Origin of the sequence: Klebsiella sp. K5-45 (assembly GCF_030128605.1) — a bacterium.
Classification (GTDB): Bacteria; Pseudomonadota; Gammaproteobacteria; order Enterobacterales; family Enterobacteriaceae; genus Klebsiella; species Klebsiella quasipneumoniae.
This window is the reverse complement of the sequence record NZ_JAKUZW010000008.1, coordinates 26,586-41,659: the sequence shown is the minus strand read 5'-3', so window position 1 is coordinate 41,659 and position 15,074 is coordinate 26,586. Positions and strand designations below refer to the sequence as shown.

Below are 15,074 nucleotides of genomic sequence, written 5' to 3'. Positions count from 1 at the left end.
TTGCACATCAGTAAAAGAAGTAACATACACCGCGGCTATTTTACCCGCCATTCCTGTTTTATAAACAGCGCTAATTCCGCTATGCTGCGCTAACTTGTTGATTCATTGTTAAGGCATAAGGACATGGGGCTGTTAATCAAAGGGCTGCTGGGCGCGCTGGTGGTGGTGCTGATTGGCGTGCTGGCGAAAACCAAAAACTACGCCATCGCCGGGCTTATTCCGCTGTTTCCCACCTTTGCGCTCATCGCTCACTATATTGTTGCCAGCGAGCGTGGTATTGAAGCCCTGCGCGCCACTATCGTGTTCGGCATGTGGTCGATCGTTCCCTATTTTATCTATCTGCTGTCGCTGTGGTACTTCACCGGGATCATGCGCCTGCCGTTAGCGCTGGCAGGCGCAGTGGGGTGCTGGGGGCTGTGCGCCTGGCTGTTGATTGTTGGCTGGAGCCGCTTCCACTAACGCAGAGGGCGACCGCCGTCGACGGCGTATGACCGGCCGGTCACGTAGCGGCTGGTAAACAGATAGTCGATAAGGTCGCTGATCTCTTTCTCGCCCGGGGCGATTTTCATCAGCGATTTATCCAGCGCCTGCTGACGATACGCCTCGTCGTCACCTTCATTGAACATGATCAGCGACGGGGCTATAGCGTTGACTTTGATCTCCGGCGCCAGCTTGCGGGCGAAGGAGCGGGTCATGTTGTCCAGCGCGGCCTTGCTGGCGGCGTAGGCGATATGTTTATCGCTCCCGCGCTCCACCACGTAATCGGTGATATGGATAATGTCGCTGGCGGCATGGCCGTGACCGCGCAGGAGTTCTTCCAGCGCGTGGTTGAGCAGATAGGGGGCATGGACGTGGATCTGCATCATGCGGTTGATCACCGTGCTGAGCGGTACTCCCGGCTTCTCCGCCATCCAGTCGCTGGCGTTGTGGATGATGGCCCGCAGGCCGCTGGTATGCGATTTAACCGCTTCGGCAAAGGTCAGAATGCCGTCATCGCTGCTGAAGTCGGCCTGCAGACAGAGAGCGCCTGCCTGGCGTAGGTCATCGATCGCCGGATAGGGCGTGCGATAGCTGACGATGACCGGCTGGTGTTGCTGCAGAAAATGGTGCGCCAGCGCGAGGCCGATGCGGCGGCCTCCTCCTGTGATCAGAACCGGGCGGGGCTGTATTTCAGCCATGGGTATCTCCTTTGATTTAGGCGGCAGGGCGACCGCTTACCCCACCAGCATCCACGTTGCCGGCACAGCGGCAACCAGCAATAAACCAATTAGCGCCAATTCGCGGCGTTTGAGCGAACGATCGTGCTGGTGCGTACGCCGCGCGTACAAAAAGACCAGAAGACCCGGAGCGTAAAGTACCACCGACAACAGCAAATGCGCAGGTCCCGACGCGTATAATAACCATAAGCCATAAATGCAGGCGCCGATACCCACCGCTTGATGCAGCGGACGGGTGGCGATTTTCAGCAAAAAGGCGCCGACCAGCAGATAGGGCACGAGGATCATCTCTGACGCAATAGTCAGCAGGGTGCCGTAGTCCGAACCGGTCAGCCAGATCAAAACCAGCGACGCCTGAACGCTGATATTGGTCAGCCACAGCGAGGCGGAGGGGGCGTTGTTGCGGTTCTGACGGGCGAACAGGCGCGGGAAGGCTTTGTGGGTGGCCGCGAGGTAAGGCACTTCGGCGGCCATGATGGTCCAGCTGAGATAGGCGCCGCACACCGACACGATAAGCCCGGCGGCAATCACAATTTCACCCCACGAGCCCATCAGTCTGACCATCAGTCCCGCCATCGACGGGTTGCGCATTTCGGCCAGTTCGCTACGCGGCACCACACCCAGCGACAGCAGGGTGACCAGCAGATACACCGCGAGGGCCGAAAGCACCGCGAGCAGCGTCGCGCGCCCAACGTCGCGCTTGTGACGCGCGCGGGCGGAGACCACCACCGCGCCTTCGACGCCGATGAACACCCACAGAGTGATCAGCATCGTGTTTTTAACCTGCTCCCACACCGGTACGCCCAGCGCCACGCCGCTGAAATCGAGGCGGAACGTATCCAGCTGAAAGGCCAGGGCGGCGAGGGCGACAAACGCCCCCAGCGGCAACAGCTTGGCGAGGGTCGCGACCAGGTTAATCCCCGCCGCCGTCTGCACCCCACGCAGGACCAGAAAGTGGACTACCCACAGCAGAACTGAAGCGCCGACGATCGACTGCCAGGTGTTGCCATCGCCAAACAGGCGCAGCTCAGGGGTATCGGTGAAGAAACTGAGCGCAGAAAAGACGATCACCAGATAAGAGACATTGGCAATCACCGCGCACAGCCAGTAGCCCCATGCGGAACAGAAGCCGATCAGCTCGCCGAACCCTTCACGGGCGTAGGTGAAGATCCCGCCGTCGAGGTCGGGGCGAATACGGGTCAACAGCAGCATCGCGAAGGCGAGGAACAGGATCCCGACGCCGGTGATCGCCCAGCCGATGAGCAGAGCGGAAGGGCTGGCCACGGCCGCCATATTTTGCGGCAAACTGAATACGCCAGCGCCGAGCATTGAGCTAAGGACCAGGGCGGTCAGGGCGCTCAGGCCCAGTTTCTTTTCCATTGCATTCCCGAGGTGAAAATGGCTGTTCCAGAATATTTATTTTGCGAAATCGCATAAAAATGGAGGATTGCGCTAAGGCGCGGGATTTTACGGAGTGTCCGGGGGCCATGCAATGGCGGGGGATGAAAAAAAATGAAAAGGCGGCGATGCGCCGCCTTTTTAGCCAGTCAGCAGCGATTATTTGTACAAATCGGCGCTGATGGTGATGTTGCCGCCGCGTTCCTGCCACTGGCGGGTAATGTGGTAGTACTTCGCCCCTTTCTTCGCCGCGCGTTTCGCCGTCTGATAAGAGATTTCCGTCATGTTGCCATAGTTGCCGGTGAACTTGATGTTATCGAACGGCACCATTTGCGCCGCGGTCACTTTGTTCACTTCTTCAACTTTGGTGCCGTCCGGCAGCGTGACAGTGTAACGTCCGCCTTTCGACGACTGGGTCTCGAAGAAACGACCTACACCGGTGCCGGAGCCAACCGCCGCGGTGGTGGCGACGCCCGGGATTTCGACGTTTTTCGCCGCTTCGCCGCCTTTGGCAAGCGCCGCGCGGCCGGCTTCAGAATCAGCCGGGATAGCGTCCGGGCTCTGCAGAACGCGTTTCTCCGCATCTTTTTTGTAGATATAGGCGGTAATGCGCTGGTTGCCGCCCTGGTTGGCGTCCACCTGGCGGACGATGAAGAACGCATAGGCGCCTTTCGCTTTCGCCGCTTTGGTGATGGCGTCGTTCACTTCCGGCTGACTGCGATAGAAGCCCTGGACGGTGACGGTGTCGTAAGGCATCAGCTCAACGGCCTGATCTTTCGGCAGCTCCATCACGCCATTGATGATGCGATTTTTCGGCGCATCCGCTTTCGGCGCGTCGTCTTTATAGAGGTCAGCCGTGACGCGCCAGTTGCCGCCATTGCCGTAATCCGACGTGTCGACAACATAGAATGAGGCCGCGCCGTCTTTGTCAGCTTTGCGTGATACCGCTTGCACCGCGTCGCCAATGGCATTAAACCGGCCGGTGACGACAACGCGATCGTAGGGCTTCAGCGCAGCCGCCTGCTCCGGGGTCAACTCGGTCGCTGCGTGGGCAGACAACGTGGCGGTTGTCAGGAGAGCAGACGCCAGGAGGGTGTTTTTAAGCTTCATAAAAATAATCCTTTGCCTTGCGCAAACCATATACTGGTGTTGTTGTTGACTGAAAACGTTTGATTATTGCATTTAATCGCTGTGACTGTCTGCGTCATTTTTTGCTTGCCGCCCGAATCGTATACCACGGAAAGATAACATTTTTCGATATGTTGAAAAAACAGCCGCTTGACCAGCAAAAACGATAATCGATACCACTTTTATTAGTTAATGTAATGTTAATACAATGATCTCAATGGCGATAAATGGCGTTTTATACCACTGGATAAGCGGATTATCAGGCCTGAAAGGCAAATACAGGTAAATATTGCTGCCCGGAACCATCTGTGCTGACAATAAGCAATAAAATCAAAATTTCTGTTTTATCGCTGTAGATCACAATCGCTATTTTCAGTAGGTTATAAAAAGTTTGTTACTGTTTCATTTTGCAGACAGCGAAAGACGGCGAGGACGATTTTGCCGTCCTGTCGTTGTTGGTCAGAAAAGTAAACCATCATCAAAAACCGATGGAAGGGAAAACTATGCGTATTGGTGTACCACAAGAAAGGCTAGCCCTGGAGACCCGGGTCGCCGCCACGCCGAAGACCGTTGAGCAGTTGCTCAAACTCGGCTTTAGCGTCGCGGTAGAAAGCGGCGCCGGGAAGCTGGCCAGCTTTGACGATGAGGCCTTCGCCCAGGCGGGGGCTGAGATCGTGACCGGCGACGAGGTGTGGCAGTCTGATGTCATCCTCAAGGTCAATGCCCCGAATGACGATGAAATTGCCCTGTTGAATCCAGGAACCACGCTGATTAGTTTTATCTGGCCGGCGCAAAATCCGCAGCTGATGGAAAAACTGGCGGCCCGCAATATCAACGTGATGGCGATGGATTCGGTGCCGCGTATCTCCCGCGCCCAGTCGCTGGATGCGCTCAGCTCAATGGCCAATATCGCCGGGTACCGCGCTATCGTTGAAGCGGCCCATGAATTCGGCCGTTTCTTTACCGGGCAGATTACCGCGGCAGGCAAAGTTCCGCCCGCCAAGGTGATGGTTATCGGTGCCGGGGTGGCCGGTCTGGCGGCGATTGGCGCCGCCAACAGCCTGGGGGCGATTGTTCGCGCCTTCGATACCCGTCCGGAAGTGAAGGAGCAGGTGCAGAGTATGGGCGCCGAATTCCTCGAACTGGATTTTAAAGAGGAAGCGGGCAGCGGCGACGGCTATGCCAAGGTGATGTCCGAGGCCTTTATTCAGGCCGAAATGGCGCTGTTCGCCGCCCAGGCAAAAGAGGTCGATATTATCGTCACCACGGCGTTAATTCCGGGCAAGCCGGCGCCGAAGCTGATCACCCGGGAAATGGTTGACGCCATGAAGTCGGGCAGCGTGGTGGTCGATCTCGCCTCGCAAAACGGCGGCAACTGCGAGTACACCGTGCCGGGCGAAGTGGTGACCACCGCCAACGGCGTGAAAATTATCGGTTATACCGACCTGCCAGGCCGTCTGCCGACCCAGTCCTCCCAGCTCTACGGCACCAACCTGGTGAACCTGCTGAAGCTGCTGTGCAAAGAGAAAGACGGCAATATCGTCATCGATTTCGATGACGTGGTGGTGCGCGGTGTGACCGTGGTGCGTGAAGGCGAAATCACCTGGCCGGCGCCGCCGATTCAGGTCTCCGCTCAGCCGCAGGCCGCAGCGAGAAAAGTGGAAGCGCCGAAAGAAGAGGTGAAACCGGCGTCGCCGTGGCGCAAATATGCGCTGATAGCGCTGGCGATTATTCTCTTCGGCTGGCTGGCCAACGTGGCGCCTAAAGAGTTCCTCGGCCATTTCACCGTCTTCGCGCTGGCCTGCGTGGTGGGTTACTACGTGGTATGGAATGTCTCCCATGCGCTGCATACGCCGCTGATGTCGGTGACGAACGCCATTTCGGGCATTATCGTAGTTGGCGCGTTGCTGCAGATAGGCCACGGCGGCTGGGTCAGCTTCCTGAGCTTTATCGCGGTACTGATCGCCAGCATTAATATTTTCGGTGGTTTTACCGTGACTCAGCGCATGCTGAAAATGTTTCGCAAAGGATAAGGGGTAGCACATGTCTGGTGGATTAGTTACAGCTGCATACATTGTTGCTGCAATCCTGTTTATTTTCAGCCTGGCGGGTCTGTCGAAACACGAAACCTCGCAGCAGGGCAACTATTTCGGCATCGCCGGGATGGCCATCGCCCTGATCGCCACTATTCTGGGTCCGGACGCCGGCAACGTCGGCTGGATTATCCTCGCGATGGTGATCGGTGGGGCAATCGGTATTCGTCTGGCGAAGAAGGTCGAAATGACCGAGATGCCGGAGCTGGTGGCCATCCTGCACAGCTTCGTTGGCCTGGCGGCGGTGCTGGTAGGGTTTAACAGCTACCTGCAGCATGAAACCGGCATGGAGCAGATTCTGGTCAATATCCATTTGACCGAAGTGTTCCTCGGCATCTTCATCGGCGCGGTGACCTTCACCGGTTCGGTAGTGGCGTTTGGTAAACTGCGCGGCAAGATCTCCTCCAAACCGCTGATGCTGCCTAATCGCCATAAGCTTAACCTGGCGGCGCTGGTGGTTTCCTTCATCCTGATGGTGATTTTTGTGCGCTCCGATAGCACCGGCACCCAGGTCCTGTGCCTGCTGGTGATGACCGCGATCGCGCTGGCCTTCGGCTGGCACCTGGTGGCCTCCATCGGCGGCGCGGACATGCCGGTGGTGGTCTCGATGCTCAACTCCTACTCGGGCTGGGCGGCGGCGGCGGCGGGCTTTATGCTGAGCAATGACCTGCTGATCGTCACCGGCGCGCTGGTGGGCTCTTCCGGCGCCATCCTCTCTTACATTATGTGTAAGGCGATGAACCGCTCCTTTATCAGCGTGATCGCCGGCGGCTTCGGCACCGATGGTTCCTCCAGCGGCGGCGATGAAGAAGTGGGCGAGCACCGTGAAATTAGCGCCGAAGAGACGGCGGAGATGCTGAAAAATTCGCACTCGGTCATCATCACCCCGGGCTATGGTATGGCGGTGGCCCAGGCGCAGTATCCGGTGGCAGAAATTACCGAGAAGCTGCGGGCGCGCGGCATTAAGGTGCGCTTTGGCATTCACCCGGTCGCCGGCCGTCTACCGGGACATATGAACGTCCTGCTGGCGGAGGCTAAAGTGCCTTACGACATCGTGCTGGAGATGGATGAGATCAACGATGATTTCAGCGATACCGACACCGTGCTGGTCATCGGCGCTAACGATACCGTCAACCCGGCGGCGCAGGACGATCCGAAGAGCCCGATCGCCGGCATGCCGGTGCTTGAGGTGTGGAAAGCGCAGAACGTGGTGGTCTTTAAGCGTTCGATGAACACCGGTTACGCCGGCGTACAGAACCCGCTGTTCTTTAAAGAGAACACCCATATGCTGTTCGGTGATGCCAAAGCCAGCGTCGATGCGATCCTGAAAGCGCTGTAATGTAACATTATTGTTTTACAACGTTTGTTTATAAGCCGTCTCCTGTGAGACGGCTTTTTTATATGCACAAGGATGCCAGGGATTGTTCATAAAATAAGCGGTAAAAGGTGATATAATGTTCCGGTTCTTACATCAGACAGAGGATATTATGGATACCGAGTTAACCCCAACGCAGATGGCCATCGAATTCTTACGCCGCGACACCACCGTCATGACTCCAGCGCAGTATCTGAAAAAACTTAAACTGCTGGAACTGGAGTTTGCTGACCTGATGGCGCTCTCCTCGCTGGAGCTGAAAGAAGAGATCGATCTGGCCTGGCGTCTGGGTATCCACTGAGTCGTTCAGGGTCGCCATGCCATGACGGGGCCGCAAGCGGCCCTTTTTTGTGCCTGAGGGAAAGCGGGCAAAAAAATCCCCCGCGAGACGGGGGATGATGAACGTTCCGGGAGGGAAGATTAATCGTCGTCGTCGTCGTCCAGTTCCACCGGCGTCTGATAGGCCTCTGGTTTAAGCACCAGCAGATCGCAGCGCAGGTGGTCGACAACCTGCTCCGCGGTATTGCCAAGGAACGCCGCGGAGAGGCCGGTTCGTCCGACCGTACCCAGCACCACGATCCCCGCCTGCAGATGCTCGGCGAGATCCGGGATCACCTCCTCAGGCAACCCTTTTTCCACGTGGGTGAATTTCTCGTCAATGCCAAACTTCTGCCGCAGGGCTTTCATCGCCAGCAGATGCTGGCCGCGGATGGCGTCGTTGTAGACGCTGGGATCGAAATCCGGCAGCTCAATCGCGATATTGATCGGGGTGACCGGATAGGCGCCGATAAGGTGCACTTCAGTGTGGTTGACTTCTTCCGCCAGCGACAGGGTCTCGCGCACCAGCTTCTCGTTGAGGGTGTTGTGATAATTTTCTTCACTGGCCAGATTGACGGCGACCAGCGCTTTACCGCCTTCTGGCCATGGCTGGTCTTTCACCATCCAGACCGGGCAAGGGCACTTACGCAGCAGATGCCAGTCGGTCGGGGTGAAGATCACCGCTTCCAGCTTGTCGTGTTGGTGGGCCATCTTCAGCAGCAGGTCGTGTTTCTCACTGATCACTTCCTGAATAATGGCTTCGAAGGGGCGGTTGTGCCACACCACCTTCACGTCAATCGGCACACCGGATTCAAGATAGAATTTCGCCTGCTCGCGGATCCAGGCCGTTCGTTGGGCAATGACGCCCTGACGCATCGCCGTCCGTTCATCCGGCGACAACAGGGTGGTCATTTCATAAGAAAAATCATAGATCGGCAAAAAGGCTTTGATGCGTCCACCAATCCGTTGGTGCAGGTACACCGCTCGCCTTAGCGCCGGCTGGTCGTCCTGGTTAGGATCGATTACTACCAGCATGCTCTGATACTTCGCCATACAGGGTCTCCTTACAACTGCAGCTACCGTCAGTTATTAAAAAGATAACCTATATGGATGAATTGAAACAGGGGAGGAGCCTGGTCAGATCAACAAATCTGAAAAAATTGCCGATCCTGACCAGGTGTTGCGCGGAGATTAAGCGACGTTACGCGCCTGACCGGCCAACTGGGCCAGCAGGTCGCCGTTTTCAATGGTGATGTATTTGCCTTTCACCGCCAGCATGCCGCTCTTCTGGAAACGCCCCAGCAGACGGCTGATGGTTTCGACGGTGAGGCCGAGATAGTTGCCAATGTCGCCGCGGGTCATAGTCAGACGGAACTCACGGGGAGAGAAACCGCGCTGCGCGAAACGGCGGGACAGGTTATAGATAAACGCGGCCAGGCGCTCTTCGGCGTTCTTTTTGGAAAGCAGCAGGATCATATCCTGGTCGCCTTTGATCTCACCGCTCATCAGGCGCATCATCTGCTGACGCAGATTCGGCATTTTTCCGGAAAGATCGTCGAGGGTTTCAAAGGGGATCTCGCATACCATCGAGGTTTCCAGCGCCTGGGCGAAGCTCGGGTGCAGGCCGGTGCCGATGGCGTCAAAGCCCACCAGATCGCCCGCCAGGTGGAAGCCGGTAATCTGCTCATCGCCTTGCTCGGTGATGGTGTAGCTTTTGATGGTCCCGGAGCGAATGGCATACAACGATTTCAGCTCATCACCGGCTTTGAACAAGGTTTGACCTTTCTGGATGGGCTTTTTCCGCTCGATAATATTATCCAGCTGATCAAGCTCGTGCTCGTTCAGAGTAAAGGGGATGCAGAGCTGGCTGATACTGCAATCCTGACAATGGATAGCACAACCGCCAGACTGAATGCGTCGAATAATTCGCTTCTCAGGGATCATATGTCTGCTCAGGCCTTAATTGATATTGGTCAATTTTAACATCTTTTTGATGAGCAGGTAAGTCTTCAGGCTCTGAAACACGTAATATCAGCAGGGGAAATCAAAACAGGCTGATATCTGCTTGATTAAAAATAGATTATTCAGCCACATTTGATTGTAAAATTACCTGAAAATTCCAGAAAAGGCATTTTCAGTCAAAGCAACAGATAGCCCTCGTGGCGCAGAAGCCACTCTTTACGCTGCACGCCGCCGGCATAGCCGGTCATCGTACCGTTACGCCCGATGACCCGATGGCAAGGCACCACAATACTCACCGGGTTGGCGCCATTGGCGGCCCCCACCGCGCGTGCCGCGCCGGGACGACCGAGCGCTTCGGCCAGCTGACCGTAGTGCATCACCTGGCCGCAGGGGATATCGCGCAACGCCTGCCAGACCTGGCGCTGGAAAGGGGTGCCGGCGGTGGCGGTAGGCAGGGTCTCGATAACGGCCAGGTCGCCGGCAAAATAGTCGTTCAGCTTACTGCTGAGACCGCCCGGATTGCGGCAGTCGACGCGCTGATAGCCTTCCCGGCGATAGTGTACGTCGAGCAGGGTTTCCATCCGATCGCGGTGCTCGTCCCACTCGACGGCGCGTAAATTAAACTGTTCGTCGCAGAGTACCCACAGCGCCCCCAGCGGGGTATCCATTTTATCCTGCAGCAAGGTCAACATCGTTTCAGTCATCCACCATCGTACACGAGGGCCACACGATACCACGCGCCGGCGGCGGTCAACTATACTCCCAAAAGATAAACCCGTATCCCCGGCCGGCTTCCTGCGGCCTGTACGTTGATTTATTTTTGGATCGATCCTGGCGGGTTATCGGGCATGGTTTTTGCTACTTTTAAGCTGACGACGCCGGTCCTCCGCGCCGCTTTGCGCGCCCGGGAAGGTGCCACCGCGTCGTCGCGGCGCGGTTAATAACTCAGAGGTGGGGCTATGCAATATATACTGACTGGTGTAATCGTATTGATCTTCAGCGGCCTGGTTATCCACGGCCTCACGCTGTTGCTCGAACGCGGGTATCGCGCGCTTTTCGGCATCTTCGCCGGAGCCGCAGATGTCCCCCGTAAGGTCAAAATGAAGGTGCCGCGTTAAGAGTAAGCAGCCGTCCCTGGCGCTTCAGCGGCTTAAGGGAGCCGCGGATAAATGCCAGGGCCGATGGGCAGTCCTGCCAGATACCAGCCCACCAGCAACAGCAGCCAGACGGCGAGAAAAATCAGCGGGTAAGGGAGCACCAGCGAGTAGTAAGTCCCGAGGCGGGCGTCGGGTCGGTAGCGCTGTAAAAAACCGAGAAACAGCGGTACAAACGGTGAAACCGGCGCCAGCGGCAGCACCGATGAATCGGCGATGCGAAACAGGATCTGCGCAAACGCCGGGTGGAAGCCCAGCAGCATAAACATCGGCACGAAGATCGGCGCCAGAATCGACCAGATGGCCGAGCCGCTGGCGATAAACATGCACAGAAAAGCCGACAGCAGCGCCAGACCGACAAACGCCGGGACGCCGTTCATGCCGGCGCTCTCCAGCAGGTCCGTCAGGCCAACGGCCATAAACTTGCCCATATTGCTCCAGTTGAACATCGCCACGAACTGCGCCAGCGGGAAGACCATCACGATAAATCCGGCCATCTCTTTCATCGGCTCAATCATCAACTGCGGCAGATCGGCCTGACGGCGAATTTTGCCAGTGGCGATACCGTAAGCCAGCGACACGACAAAGAAGAAAAAGATGATCAGCGGCACGATGCCTTTGATAAACGGCGAGGGCATCACCGTGTGCTGAACCGGATCGCGAAGAATGCCGTTTTCAGGAACCACCATCAGGGCGATGACCGCCACGAACGCCAGCGTTGCTACCCCGGCGATGCGCAGGCCGAAACGCTCCTCGGTGGTCAAGGTTTGCAGCTTTTCGTCGCGGCTGCCTTGCCACTGTCCGAGCCTCGGCTCCACCAGCTTGTCAGTGATTAAACCGCCGACGAGGGTCAGGAGGATCACCGAGGTCGCCATAAAGTACCAGTTGTCGATCACGCTGACGTGCAGAGAGGCATCGATGGATTTGGCCGCCTCGGTGCTGATCCCGGAGAGCAGCACGTCGGTGGTGACGATCAGTAAATTGGCGGTAAAGCCGCAGCCCACGCCGGCTATCGCCGCCAGCAGGCCGGCGACCGGATGCCGACCGACAGCGAGAAACATCAGCGCCCCCAGCGGCGGCATGATCACCAGCGCGGCGTCGGAAGAGATATGGCTGAAAAAGGCGATGAATAGCACCATATAGCTGGCATAACGGGCGCTAACGTGGGAGGCCATCTTGACCATCAGCGCGGGCAACAGGCCCACCCGCTCGGCAAAGCCGGCGCCCAACACCAGGGCGAGGATCGCCCCCAGCGGCGCGAAACCGCTGAAGTTTTTAATCACGTTCGGTAAAAACCAGTGCAGCCCTTCCACGCTGAGCAGGTTTTTGACCACCACCCGCGACCCGTCCGCAGGGTTTTGCACCCCGACGTTGAAGGCGGAGAGTATCGCCGTGGCGGCGATCAGCGCCACGATAAGATAGATAAACAGCAAAAACGGGTGCGGGACCTTATTACCGATCTTCTCTACCCAGCCATAGCGCTTTCCGGCGGGGGAAGGCGACGGTATGGATGACATACTCATGGGCGTTCCTCTGTTGTCGTTGTTGTGTTGGGCAGGCCTGCTCCCGTACTGCCGGCGGTTATTATGGTCGGTGCGTGCCGCTATGCCGGTCAGCGTCTGTCAGGAGCGGTCTGGTCTTATGGTTATCGTAAAACCGACGGTCTCACCTCCGCCGGAATCGGGCAGCGGTAAGGATGTTCGGCCAGCGCCTGCCTGAGCTCTCGCTGGCTGGCCTCCAGCAGCGCGCGGTCGCTGAATAAACGGATCGCCGTCGCCGCGAGGACTTTCCCCGCCAGCAGCATCCCTTTATGGGCGATGGCGGTGCGTCCCTGGCTCACCAGCTGCCAGCTGTGCAGCGGGGTACCCACCGCGAAGCAGGGGCTGAAGCATTGGGCCACCGGCGCTTTCCAGCTGACGTCCCCGACGTCGGTGGAGCCGGCGAGAATTGTATCCGTGGCCGCCCACGGCGCCACCTCATCAATCAGCAGCGTATCGCGGTGGCGACGAGCGAAGGTTTTCCCCGCCTCGCCGCCGGTGCCGGCGATATTGTTCAGGCTGTTGTTGATATCGTTGGCGCTGAGCGTGGCGCGGATCGCCGCGGCAAAGGCGCGATCGTCGTCGCTCCATGCCGGCGTGCCGTAATGCGCTACCGCCTGATACATCGCCGCTTCGAGCGTGCGGTTGGGCAGATAGCTGGAACAGGCTTTTTCAAAGCGGCAGCTGACGTGGGTCTCGGTCATCAGCGCGGCCCCCTGGGCAATCTTCTCAATGCGGGCGAAGATCTGTTCTACATCTGCCATCTCCGGGGCGCGGATGAGATACAGCACTTCCGCCTGGGCCTGGACGACGTTGGGCGAGACGCCGCCGGTATCGGTAATGGCGTAATGAACCCGCGCCTTCTCGATAATATGTTCATTCAGGAAGTTGCTGCCGGTGGTCATCAGGGTGACTGCGTCCAGGGCGCTTCGCCCCAGGTGCGGCGAATTGGCGGCGTGGGCGGCGGTGCCGGTAAAGCGCCACGCCGCCTGAATGTTGGCGAGGGTGCGGGTGCTGAACATCCCGGCCCAGGCCTCCGGATGCCAGGTGAGGGCCGCATCGACGTCATCAAACAGCCCTTCGCGCACCATGAACGTTTTGCCCGAGCCGCCTTCTTCCCCCGGGCAACCGTAGAAGCGCAGGGTGCCCGCGCCGCCGTGCTGCTGCAGCCATTTTTTGGCGGCAACCGCCGCGGCGAAAGCCGCTGTCCCGAGCAGATTGTGCCCGCAGCCGTGACCGTTGCCCCCCGGCGTTGACGATGTCGGCTCCGCGCAATGGGCCTGCTGGCTGAGACCCGCCAGGGCGTCAAACTCGCCCAGCAGGGCAATAACCGGTTGGCCCTCGCCGACGCTGGCGATAAAAGCATTGGGGATCCCGCCAGCATCACGGGTCAGCTGGAAACCTTCCGCTTCCAGGGCGTCCGCCAGCCGCCGGGCGGACCAGAATTCCTCAAAGCGCGTCTCCGGGTGGTCCCAGATATCATCGGCGATGGCGCAATAGGTCTCGCGGCTTGCCTCAATCACCTCTTCTACAAACTGAAAAATCGGGTCCATCACACCCCCCGCTGCCAGGGAAAGTTAAGCGCGACGCGCGCCAGGGTGTCGACCGCGACCGTCATTACGCTCTCGTCGAAGTCAAACTTCTCGTTGTGATGACCGGCGCTCAGTTCGGTGCCGAATATCATGTATGACGCAAGGCCGCCGCGCGCCTGGACCCGGGCCATCATCAGGGTGGCGTCTTCCGATCCCGCCGGGGCGGCGATGCGATCCACCGCCTGCTGCACGCCGGGCACCCGCGCGGCCTGTTCGCGCAGGTACGCCACCCACGCCGGCGACGGGGCGCTGGCGGTGGCGGCCCCCACCATGCGTAACTCGTACCCGGCTTGATACATCGCCGCGGCCCCAGCGATGACGTGCTGCGCCCGGTCAAAAACATACTGGTTGATGGCTTCGCTTTCGCCGCGGGTTTCCACTTTTAACAGGGCCGAAGAGGGCACCACGTTGCGTCCGGTGCCGGCCTGCATCACCCCGACGTTGACCCGCGAAGCGCCGGCGCTGTGCGGTGGGATGGCGTGCAGGGCAAGGGCGGCCTGGGCGGCGGCGAGCAGCGCGTTGCGCCCATCTTCAGGCTTGCCGCCGGCATGAGCGGCCACGCCGCTGAACTGCACATCGAATTTGGTGGTGGCCATAAAGTTGTCGCCACCGCACACCACGGTGCCGACCGGGACGCCGGTACCGATATGGATGGCGGTAAAATAGTCCACCTCGTCCACCACGCCGGCGGCCACCATCGCGCGGGCGCCGCGGGTACCCTCTTCAGCAGGCTGGAAAATCAGTTTAATGACGCCATTGAGCTGGGCGACATACTGCTTGAGCACATGCGCCAGCCCCAGCCCGATGGCAGTATGCCCATCGTGGCCGCAGGCGTGCATCATGCCGGCGTTGCAGGAGGCGAAATGGTCGCGATGGGGGCGATGGCTGTCATCGTGCTGCTCATTGAGGTCGAGGGCGTCCATGTCGACGCGAAAGGCCAGTGTTGGGCCGGGACGTCCGGTGTCGAGCGTCGCCACCACGCCGGCGAACCCGCCTTCAAACGCCGGCAACCAGCGTTCCGGCGCCCCTTGCTCGCGGGCGCGCTCGAAAGCCTGGGCCAGGGTCTCCTCATCCGGCAGCCCCATCCGGCTGTCGGCATCGATGACGTCGCGCCCCAGCGCCAGCTGGTAGCCGAGCCCGTCGAGGATCTCCGCCACCTTACTGGCGGTGCGAAACTCCAGCCAGCCGGATTCAGCGTGCAGGTGAAAATCGCGGCGCCATTGGGTCATGGCTGGCGCCAGCTGGCGCAGGTATTCATCAAGTTGCGGCATAGCTTATCCTGTCATAAGTAAAAAATGT

Annotated in this window: 14 protein-coding genes; 5 read left to right on the top strand and 9 right to left on the bottom strand. The window is 58.8% G+C overall.

Annotation, left to right across the window (positions count from 1 at the left end):
- The first annotated feature begins 123 nt into the window (after positions 1-123).
- On the top strand, positions 124-459 hold the full coding sequence (locus MKS11_RS17490; protein ID WP_004887053.1) for a GlpM family protein: 336 nt from the start codon (positions 124-126) through the stop codon (positions 457-459).
- Here the strand turns inward: MKS11_RS17490 and folM are convergent.
- From folM to ydgH, 3 genes are all read right to left on the bottom strand, one after another.
- Positions 456-1,178: a dihydromonapterin reductase gene (gene folM / locus MKS11_RS17485; protein WP_043523132.1), complete on the bottom strand. Its 723-nt coding sequence runs from the start codon at positions 1,176-1,178 to the stop codon at positions 456-458. The two genes, MKS11_RS17490 and folM, sit on opposite strands and share 4 nt — an antisense overlap.
- Before the next feature lie 36 nt (positions 1,179-1,214).
- The gene (locus MKS11_RS17480; RefSeq protein ID WP_284109634.1) at positions 1,215-2,597 is read right to left on the bottom strand and encodes an amino acid permease; all 1,383 of its coding nucleotides are present in this window, start codon (positions 2,595-2,597) and stop codon (positions 1,215-1,217) included.
- Between the two features lie 177 nt (positions 2,598-2,774).
- Entirely contained in the window at positions 2,775-3,725 is a 951-nt protein-coding gene (gene ydgH, locus MKS11_RS17475) for a DUF1471 family protein YdgH (RefSeq protein WP_004887044.1), read from the bottom strand.
- A gap of 521 nt (positions 3,726-4,246) precedes the next feature.
- Between ydgH and pntA the strand changes: the two genes are divergently transcribed.
- The 3 genes from pntA (at position 4,247) to MKS11_RS17455 (ending at position 7,512) form a co-directional block, all read left to right on the top strand.
- A complete protein-coding gene (pntA, locus tag MKS11_RS17465) occupies positions 4,247-5,776 on the top strand; it encodes a Re/Si-specific NAD(P)(+) transhydrogenase subunit alpha (protein ID WP_087770982.1) in 1,530 nt (509 codons plus the stop codon).
- A 10-nt stretch (positions 5,777-5,786) separates the two neighbouring features.
- Positions 5,787-7,175, top strand: coding sequence for a Re/Si-specific NAD(P)(+) transhydrogenase subunit beta (gene pntB, locus MKS11_RS17460; protein WP_004887040.1), 1,389 nt, complete (start codon positions 5,787-5,789; stop codon positions 7,173-7,175).
- Between the two features lie 148 nt (positions 7,176-7,323).
- Positions 7,324-7,512, top strand: a complete 189-nt coding sequence (locus MKS11_RS17455) for a YdiH family protein (RefSeq protein ID WP_004887037.1) — start codon at positions 7,324-7,326, stop codon at positions 7,510-7,512.
- 119 nt (positions 7,513-7,631) lie between these two features.
- On the opposite strand, the gene uspE is transcribed toward MKS11_RS17455, so the two are convergent.
- From uspE to ogt, 3 genes are all read right to left on the bottom strand, one after another.
- Entirely contained in the window at positions 7,632-8,582 is a 951-nt protein-coding gene (gene uspE / locus MKS11_RS17450) for a universal stress protein UspE (RefSeq protein ID WP_004887033.1), read from the bottom strand.
- Between the two features lie 138 nt (positions 8,583-8,720).
- Positions 8,721-9,473, bottom strand: coding sequence for a fumarate/nitrate reduction transcriptional regulator Fnr (gene fnr, locus MKS11_RS17445; RefSeq protein ID WP_004887031.1), 753 nt, complete (start codon positions 9,471-9,473; stop codon positions 8,721-8,723).
- A gap of 194 nt (positions 9,474-9,667) precedes the next feature.
- Positions 9,668-10,183: a methylated-DNA--[protein]-cysteine S-methyltransferase gene (gene ogt / locus MKS11_RS17440; RefSeq protein ID WP_004887029.1), complete on the bottom strand. Its 516-nt coding sequence runs from the start codon at positions 10,181-10,183 to the stop codon at positions 9,668-9,670.
- Between the two features lie 267 nt (positions 10,184-10,450).
- Here ogt and MKS11_RS17435 point away from each other — a divergent pair, with 267 nt between their 5' ends.
- Positions 10,451-10,609 (top strand): hypothetical protein, encoded by a 159-nt coding sequence (locus MKS11_RS17435; protein ID WP_032455956.1) that lies wholly within the window; start codon positions 10,451-10,453, stop codon positions 10,607-10,609.
- A gap of 32 nt (positions 10,610-10,641) precedes the next feature.
- On the opposite strand, the gene abgT is transcribed toward MKS11_RS17435, so the two are convergent.
- The 3 genes from abgT to MKS11_RS17420 form a co-directional block, all read right to left on the bottom strand.
- The gene (abgT, locus tag MKS11_RS17430) at positions 10,642-12,168 is read right to left on the bottom strand and encodes a p-aminobenzoyl-glutamate transporter (protein WP_023318148.1); all 1,527 of its coding nucleotides are present in this window, start codon (positions 12,166-12,168) and stop codon (positions 10,642-10,644) included.
- A gap of 122 nt (positions 12,169-12,290) precedes the next feature.
- On the bottom strand, positions 12,291-13,736 hold the full coding sequence (locus MKS11_RS17425) for a M20 family metallopeptidase (protein WP_048294800.1): 1,446 nt from the start codon (positions 13,734-13,736) through the stop codon (positions 12,291-12,293).
- On the bottom strand, positions 13,736-15,046 hold the full coding sequence (locus tag MKS11_RS17420) for a M20 family metallo-hydrolase (RefSeq protein ID WP_043523124.1): 1,311 nt from the start codon (positions 15,044-15,046) through the stop codon (positions 13,736-13,738). Before MKS11_RS17420 ends, MKS11_RS17425 begins: the two co-directional genes overlap by 1 nt.
- Positions 15,047-15,074 lie beyond the last annotated feature (28 nt).